General features: G+C 32.4%; 8 protein-coding genes and 2 tRNA genes. 3 read left to right on the top strand and 7 right to left on the bottom strand.

From position 1 onward, the window contains the following. Window positions 1–59 precede the first annotated feature (59 nt). The 6 genes from SPJ17_RS06155 to SPJ17_RS06180 form a co-directional block, all read right to left on the bottom strand. Window positions 60–791, bottom strand: coding sequence for a hypothetical protein (locus SPJ17_RS06155; RefSeq protein ID WP_321093650.1), 732 nt, complete (start codon window positions 789–791; stop codon window positions 60–62). Continuing rightward, window positions 791–1,810 (bottom strand): hypothetical protein, encoded by a 1,020-nt coding sequence (locus tag SPJ17_RS06160; RefSeq protein ID WP_321093652.1) that lies wholly within the window; start codon window positions 1,808–1,810, stop codon window positions 791–793. Before SPJ17_RS06160 ends, SPJ17_RS06155 begins: the two co-directional genes overlap by 1 nt. A 1-nt stretch (window position 1,811) precedes the next feature. After that, the gene (locus SPJ17_RS06165) at window positions 1,812–2,117 is read right to left on the bottom strand and encodes a hypothetical protein (protein WP_321093654.1); all 306 of its coding nucleotides are present in this window, start codon (window positions 2,115–2,117) and stop codon (window positions 1,812–1,814) included. 308 nt (window positions 2,118–2,425) lie between these two features. Then, on the bottom strand, window positions 2,426–3,373 hold the full coding sequence (locus SPJ17_RS06170; protein WP_321093657.1) for an SPFH domain-containing protein: 948 nt from the start codon (window positions 3,371–3,373) through the stop codon (window positions 2,426–2,428). 4 nt (window positions 3,374–3,377) lie between these two features. Beyond that, window positions 3,378–3,857: an NfeD family protein gene (locus SPJ17_RS06175; RefSeq protein WP_321093659.1), complete on the bottom strand. Its 480-nt coding sequence runs from the start codon at window positions 3,855–3,857 to the stop codon at window positions 3,378–3,380. Then, complete coding sequence (locus tag SPJ17_RS06180; protein WP_321093662.1) at window positions 3,848–4,231, bottom strand: hypothetical protein; 384 nt, start codon at window positions 4,229–4,231, stop codon at window positions 3,848–3,850. Before SPJ17_RS06180 ends, SPJ17_RS06175 begins: the two co-directional genes overlap by 10 nt. A gap of 164 nt (window positions 4,232–4,395) precedes the next feature. Here SPJ17_RS06180 and SPJ17_RS06185 point away from each other — a divergent pair, with 164 nt between their 5' ends. Both SPJ17_RS06185 and SPJ17_RS06190 read left to right on the top strand, forming a co-directional pair. Then, the gene (locus SPJ17_RS06185) at window positions 4,396–5,691 is read left to right on the top strand and encodes a phenylacetate--CoA ligase (protein WP_321093666.1); all 1,296 of its coding nucleotides are present in this window, start codon (window positions 4,396–4,398) and stop codon (window positions 5,689–5,691) included. A 10-nt stretch (window positions 5,692–5,701) separates the two neighbouring features. Next, entirely contained in the window at window positions 5,702–6,082 is a 381-nt protein-coding gene (locus tag SPJ17_RS06190; RefSeq protein WP_321093668.1) for a hypothetical protein, read from the top strand. 89 nt (window positions 6,083–6,171) lie between these two features. On the opposite strand, the gene SPJ17_RS06195 is transcribed toward SPJ17_RS06190, so the two are convergent. Then, window positions 6,172–6,248: transfer RNA gene (locus tag SPJ17_RS06195), tRNA-Arg, on the bottom strand. A 140-nt stretch (window positions 6,249–6,388) separates the two neighbouring features. Between SPJ17_RS06195 and SPJ17_RS06200 the strand changes: the two genes are divergently transcribed. Then, window positions 6,389–6,464: transfer RNA gene (locus tag SPJ17_RS06200), tRNA-Glu, on the top strand. The last annotated feature ends 359 nt before the right edge of the window (window positions 6,465–6,823 follow it).

Consider the following 6,823-nt stretch of genomic DNA (forward strand, 5'->3'; position numbering starts at 1 on the left):
TGATGCTTGGTACGAAGAATAATAAATTTAGGGACTACAATTCAATGTAGTCCCCTTTTTTAATAATCATAATTCTTTTTTAATGGTTTTTTATTTCTTATTGGGAATAAAATATAATATACTGGAATGGTTAAGAAAATGATCCATGCAGGATGCCAAGCATTTAAGCCAAAGCCTAACCCAATATATATTCCCCCTACGACAAATGGGAATATATATTCCGGATTAATCTCGCCTAAGAATATTGGCATAAGCGGGATTAATAGGAATGCTAAGGATCCCCATGCCCACATATTCCATATGTAACCCATAGCTAAAAACAGGATTAGGCTTACAATTGGTGTTGCACATATAATTCTTTGTCTTATTGTCATATTACTTATTCTCATATAAACCTCTTCATCTCCAACAACTCTTTTTATATAGGATAATATATCCTTTTCAATTTCATTTTGTCTTATTACTCCATAGGTACTACTAAAGAAGAATACAGGTATGGCCATAGACATAGTATAGGCAAAGCCCTTATCCTTCATTGATTTATCTTTAAACAATACTCTTAAATTTGAATTCTTTACCTCTAAATAGATCGATAAGGAACAAATTGTACCACTTATACTTTTAAAATATTTATTCTGAGTGGTAGTATTCGTTGAAGTAATAATATAGGTATATTCATCTAATACCTCTATATTGGTCATTAAGGAATTTCTTTTTAAAATATCTATGATTCCATAGGATAATTTTTCTAAAGAAAAATCCTCTTCTATTTTAAAATTATATTCGTCCATCACTCTTGCTTAGAGATTTCATTTAGCCTTGCAACAAAATTGTTACAAATGGTAACCTTTCTCGATGCAATATCTATATCCTTATGCTCAACAATCATCATATATTCTGCATCTGCTCTATAATTATCTAAAACCGTAAGGCAATCATCGAAGCATACATTTAAAATCTCTAAATCCCCCTTCTTCTTTAGTTCTTCTAATATGGTAGCTTTAATTGCAAAACGCATGGCAAGGCTATCTGGGCTTAATTTTCTATATTCCTTCTTTAAATTTTCATCCTTCTTAAGTAAAGATATACCATACATTCCTGCAGATGCCCCAATCAAGAAAACATTTAATGTAACCATAGATAGAGTTATGGCTGTAAACCCTAAATTCTCTCCTGCATAGGCAAGATCATCTAAGGATGCTTTGACATCCTTGTTTTTTGTTGCGGCAAAGGTACCAATAGGTCCTGCAAGAAGGCTTGCAGCAGCCACAATACCAAGTCCCTTCCATACACTCTTATCAAATTCCTTTAAATTCTTTTTATTAATACTGTAATAATTTTTCTTTAATTCTTCTTTTAATTCTTTTAATTTCGTCAAATTATCAAATAAAACATCAGATACCTTTTCTTCGGATTCATTTACACATACATAGCTATATTCACTTTGAAATAAAAGCTTTAACCCCATTAAAATTCTTGCCTCATTATTGGTATCCTCTTTATAGAATTCTTGAATAGACTCTTTTAATTCCTCCCTAGACATTAAAGGAATATCACTATTCTTACTATTAAAATCCTCTAAATTATCTAAGGCCTTATTCTTTAATTTTGCTAAGCTATCCTTATCCTGCTTCATAATAGGATTGATTATATTATGAATTACCTTATTGAATTTATTACTATTCGAATCCTTTAATTCTAAATCCTTAATTCTTTCTTCAATAAGCTCTATATCCTTATTTAATCTATAATATTCTAATGCTTTATATAGCTTTTCTTCTTCAAGTAAAATATTCTTAGTCTCTTCCATATTATCTTATCTCCTTTAATATAAATTCCCTTAAGCGCTCTAAATTCAATTTCTTACTGTTTTCCTTAATCAGTAAAATAATATCCTTTAGTTCACTATCATCCATAAAATATATATCACAATAAGAGTAAACATCCTTTTTGGAAAATTCACCACTTACGATAGATTGAAATAGCCTAACCATAACCGGAGGTATATCATTTAATGCACCAAGCTCAAAATCAGATATATATTTATATAAGGTTGGTCTCGATTTATTCGTAATTCTAGATAATTCCGTAATGGTAAGTAAGTCTGTTACTTTCATTTTATCACCCTTTCTTTAACATTATTTTACAACAAGTGTAAAATTTTGTAAAGTATAAATGTAAAAAAGTGTAAAATAAAGTATTGATTGCTAAGGACTTTATATTTATGTGAAGCATATACAAACTAAAAAATCCTGATACATAAGCGAAATGGATAAATATTATTCTTTAGTCTTCTTCTATATCCTTATCTATGATCAGAATCGATTTTATGGAGAATATGTAAAAGGATTGCACCTAAGGATTTCATATCGATTTTCAAAAAAAGAAAAAGCACAACTAAGTGTGCTTCATCCTACTTCTTTTCTTACTTTTTCACAATTTCAGAAATTGTTGTTGCGGCCGTTGCAAGATTTTGTAACTCAGATGGAACGATAATCTTTGTTGCCTGACCATTTGCTAAATCTCTTACAGCCTCATAGCTCTTTAATGTTAATACCTCATTTGTAACATTCGCAGAATTTAAGGATTTTAAACCCTCTGCCTCAGCTTCTCTAATTAACTTAATACCCTGAGCCTCAGCCTCTTTTACTCTTAAAATAGATTCTGCTTGACCTGTAGCCTTTAAAATCATAGCTTCCTTTTCAGCATCTGCCTTTAGAATCTGGGATTCCTTTTGACCTTCAGCAAGTAAGATTTGGCTCTTCTTTTCACCTTCGGCAAGTAAGATTTTTTCTCTTCTTTCACGTTCCGCTCTCATCTGACGCTCCATGGCATCACGAATATCCTTTGGAGGTAGAATGTTTTTAACCTCGACACGGTTTACCTTAATTCCCCATGGGTCTGTAGCCTCATCTAGAATGCTTCTCATCTTCGTGTTGATGATATCTCTTGATGTTAGGGTTTCATCAAGGTCAAGCTCACCAATGATATTACGTAGTGTTGTTGCACTTAGGTTTTCAATAGCAGCAATAGGATTTTCAACACCATAAGCAAATAGCTTAGGGTCAGTAACCTGGAAGAAAACAACCGTATCAATTTGCATCGTTACGTTATCCTTTGTAATAACAGGCTGTGGATCGAAATCCTTTACCTGCTCCTTCATAGAAACAACATAAGAAATACGATCAACAAATGGACATAGGAAATGGAAGCCTACTCCCCAAGTTGCATGATATCCACCTAAACGCTCAACAACATATTTATTTGTTTGTTTTACAATACGAATTCGTGTAATTAAATAAATTAAAATGATGACTGCAATTACAGAAATAATAATTGCAGCAATAACTCCTGGATTACCTTCTAAAAACATATAATTATTCCTCACTTTCATTCTTTTCAATTAGTTTTACTACTACACGGTTTCCTTTTAATGAAACTACCTCTACAATGCTATCTAATGGGATGGGCTTTTCTTCCTCCTCCATTAATATTGCACTATATACAATACCATTTAGCTTTACTAAGCCACCATCGTACTTTGTGATTTCCTTTTCAACCTTTACTCTTTTACCGACAAAATCATCCGAATTCGTTTTTCTTACCGTTCGATCCATAAGCTTTTTCACTAGTGGTCTTGTGAATATTAGGGCCATTGCAGAAATGACAACGAATACAATTAATTCGACCCAAAATGGTGCAGAGTAGGAAATTGCAATCGCAACAAGGCTACCAACCGCAAACCAAATGGAAACAAAATCCTGGGTAGAGGCCTCAAGGATTACGGTTAAAACGAATATACCAAGCCAAATCCAAATGGTATAGTTTTCAATTTCTGTTAAAAAATCTAAGAACATACCTTTTCACCTCCCACAAAAATCGCTATAGCCTTCTTTTTTTCGTCGTATTGAGCCATAAGCTTTAATGCACCATTAGGTTGTAAATTTATGGAGAACGCTTTTAAAATATACTCCACTAAAGCTCTTGAGCTTATTCTAGCATAGCTTTTCGATAAGGAAATCTTTAAAAGAGAGCTTTCATTGATTTCACCAGACAATGCATAATCCTTATCGATTAAAAACACAAAGATTTTTTTCTCTTCTACATCAATCCCAACTCTTACCCTATAAGCATCACTAAAATATTTTAGTAATTCTTTATTAAAGGTAATATGGTTTTCATAAATTGATGCATAGCCAACCTTGCTGTTACAATCAAAAAATTTTAGCATATCATCACCTCTTGTACCTTCATTATACATTAAATTCAAAAAAATTCAATATAATTGTTATAACAATTCAAAAAAATTCAAAAAACTTATTGCTAATGTTTATATACATTTTTGAATATCTAATATATAATGTATAAAAATATGAAATTTTAAAGGGATTATTTATGGAAAATATAGATTATATGGAAAAGGAAGCTTTGGAAAAAATCCAAAGTGAAAGATTAATAGAACAAATTAAGCATGTTTATAAAAACCAAAAGCCTTATAGAGAAAAAATGGATGAGGCACATATTAAGCCTGAAGACATTAAATCCATTAAGGATATCGTAAAGCTACCATTTACAACAAAGCATGACCTAAGAGAGAATTATCCTTATGGCTTCTTCGCTACTAGCTTGGACAATATTGTAAGAATTCATGCCTCTAGTGGTACAACAGGTAAGCTTACCACTGTGGGATATACGAAAAGGGATCTAGATGACTGGAGCGAAGCATTTAAAAGATCCTTAACCTTCGCAGGAGTAACAAAAAGTGATATTGTACATATCTCCTATGGATATGGTTTATTCACCGGTGGACTTGGTGCACATTATGGTGCTGAGGCGTTAGGCTGTGCTGTAGTACCCTGCTCTACAGGTAATACAAACCGTCAGCTTCAGCTACTTAAGGATTTTAAGGCAACCGTTTTATGCTGTACACCATCCTATGCTTTAGTTCTTGCTGAGGCAATTGAAAAATCTAGTGAATATACCATTGATGATTTTTCACTTCGCGTTGGTATTTTTGGTGCTGAGCCTTGGAGTGAGGGTATGAAGGCGCAAATTGAAGAAAAGCTTCATATTAAAGCCTATGATATTTATGGATTATCTGAAATCTCAGGTCCTGGTGTATCTATGAACTGTGGTGGTAAATACTTACACGTAAATGAAGACTTCTTCTACCCTGAAATTATTGACCCAGAAACTCTAGAGGTCTTACCTGATGGGGTTGAAGGAGAACTTGTATTTACAACCTTAAGAAAAGAAGGTGTTCCTCTAATTCGTTATAGAACAAGAGATTTATGCTCCTTATATCATGGAACATGCCCTATTTGTGGTAGAACACTTGTTCGTATGGATAGAGTTAAGGCTAGAAGCGATGATATGCTAATCATTAGAGGTGTCAATGTATTCCCAAGCCAAATCGAACATACCTTAACGAAGATTAAGGAATTAAATGGTGCACACTATCTACTCGTTGTTGAGCGTACAGGCCTATTAGATTCCTTAGAAATTAAAGTAGAATTAAATCCAGCATACTTTACAGACACCATTAAGAATATTGAAAAGCTTAAAAAGATTGTTGAGCATGAGGTTACTAGTGCGATTGGAATTGCACCAAAAATTACCTTTTGCTCGCCAGGTGAGATTCCTCTATCCGACGGAAAGACAAAGCGTACAATAGATAATAGAAAGATTTAAGGAGGCCATTATGATCGTAAATCAATTAGCTATTTATACTCAAAACGATAAAGGAAATGTTCATAATATTTTAAGAATATTAGGTGAGCATAAAATTAATATCCTATCCTTATTCTTAGCAGATACAGAGGATTTCGGTATTTTAAGATTAGTTACAGAGGACAACAAAAAAGCTCAGGACGTTTTAACTCAAGAGGGCTATATGACTGTACTGACCGATTTATTAAGCATCACTGTTAAAAATGAGCCAGGCGATTTAGAAAAGATTCTAAAGAAGCTTGCGGATAATCAAATTAATATTGAATATATGTATTCCTATACAGAGGATGGAAATACAAATATCCTTATTAAAACAGATGATTTAAAAACAACTGAAAATTCACTAAAATAAGAAAACTCAGCCAATTGCTGAGTTCTTATTTTTTATAGGTTTTCTTTGTTATTCCAAGCATAGCTAAATTCATGCTTATTCTCCTATAATGGCGTAACCGACGGGATTTAAACCCGCGACCTGCACCTTCGGAGGGTGCTGCTCTATTCAGCTGAGCTACGGTTACATATATATTTATTATATTATTTTAAATAGAAATTCTCAAGAACATCTAAATCCAAAAGAAATGAAAAATTCTTATTGACATTCAAATATGTTTTTTGTATAATTCTTATTGCGACTTGATATAGTTCTAGTCTCAAACATGCCCGCTTGGTGGAATGGTTAACACGTCTCCCTCTCAAGGAGAAGATTACGGGTTCGACCCCCGTAGTGGGTACCAAAGGATAATTCAAGGCTGATTCTTCAGCCTTTTATTTTTTCTATATATAGAAAATGCTGTAATAGCCAATTTTAGCCATTACAGCATTTTTTTATTTATTAGTAAATTTAAAACTCTATTTATTATTACTTTTCGTATATACTTTTATTAAGTAGGAAAAATAAAATATTTTTATAATAGACATGAATAATGTCAAAATAGGGTGTATTATACGAATGAGAGAGGAGGTGAATTGATGTGAAAAGATATAAAGTTTTAAAACAAAAACTAAAATCTACTAGAGGTGAATTTTTTATCTATAGATTTCTTTCAAGAATGTGTAAGAAAGCATATAATGTAGCTTTAGCTAATATTAAAAA

Origin of the sequence: Anaeroplasma sp. (genome assembly GCF_034179385.1) — a bacterium.
Lineage (GTDB): Bacteria > Bacillota_I > Bacilli_A > Acholeplasmatales > Anaeroplasmataceae > Anaeroplasma.

Bases quoted from the DNA above. Each gene is read 5' to 3' on its own strand.
- SPJ17_RS06165 (WP_321093654.1), bottom strand. From the start codon at position 2,117: ATGAAAGTAACAGACTTACTTACCATTACGGAATTATCTAGAATTACG.
- SPJ17_RS06170 (WP_321093657.1), bottom strand. From the start codon at position 3,373: ATGTTTTTAGAAGGTAATCCAGGAGTTATTGCTGCAATTATTATTTCT.
- SPJ17_RS06175 (WP_321093659.1), bottom strand. From the start codon at position 3,857: ATGTTCTTAGATTTTTTAACAGAAATTGAAAACTATACCATTTGGATT.
- SPJ17_RS06190 (WP_321093668.1), top strand. From the start codon at position 5,702: ATGATCGTAAATCAATTAGCTATTTATACTCAAAACGATAAAGGAAAT.
- SPJ17_RS06180 (WP_321093662.1), bottom strand. From the start codon at position 4,231: ATGCTAAAATTTTTTGATTGTAACAGCAAGGTTGGCTATGCATCAATT.
- SPJ17_RS06185 (WP_321093666.1), top strand. From the start codon at position 4,396: ATGGAAAATATAGATTATATGGAAAAGGAAGCTTTGGAAAAAATCCAA.
- SPJ17_RS06160 (WP_321093652.1), bottom strand. From the start codon at position 1,810: ATGGAAGAGACTAAGAATATTTTACTTGAAGAAGAAAAGCTATATAAA.
- SPJ17_RS06155 (WP_321093650.1), bottom strand. From the start codon at position 791: ATGGACGAATATAATTTTAAAATAGAAGAGGATTTTTCTTTAGAAAAA.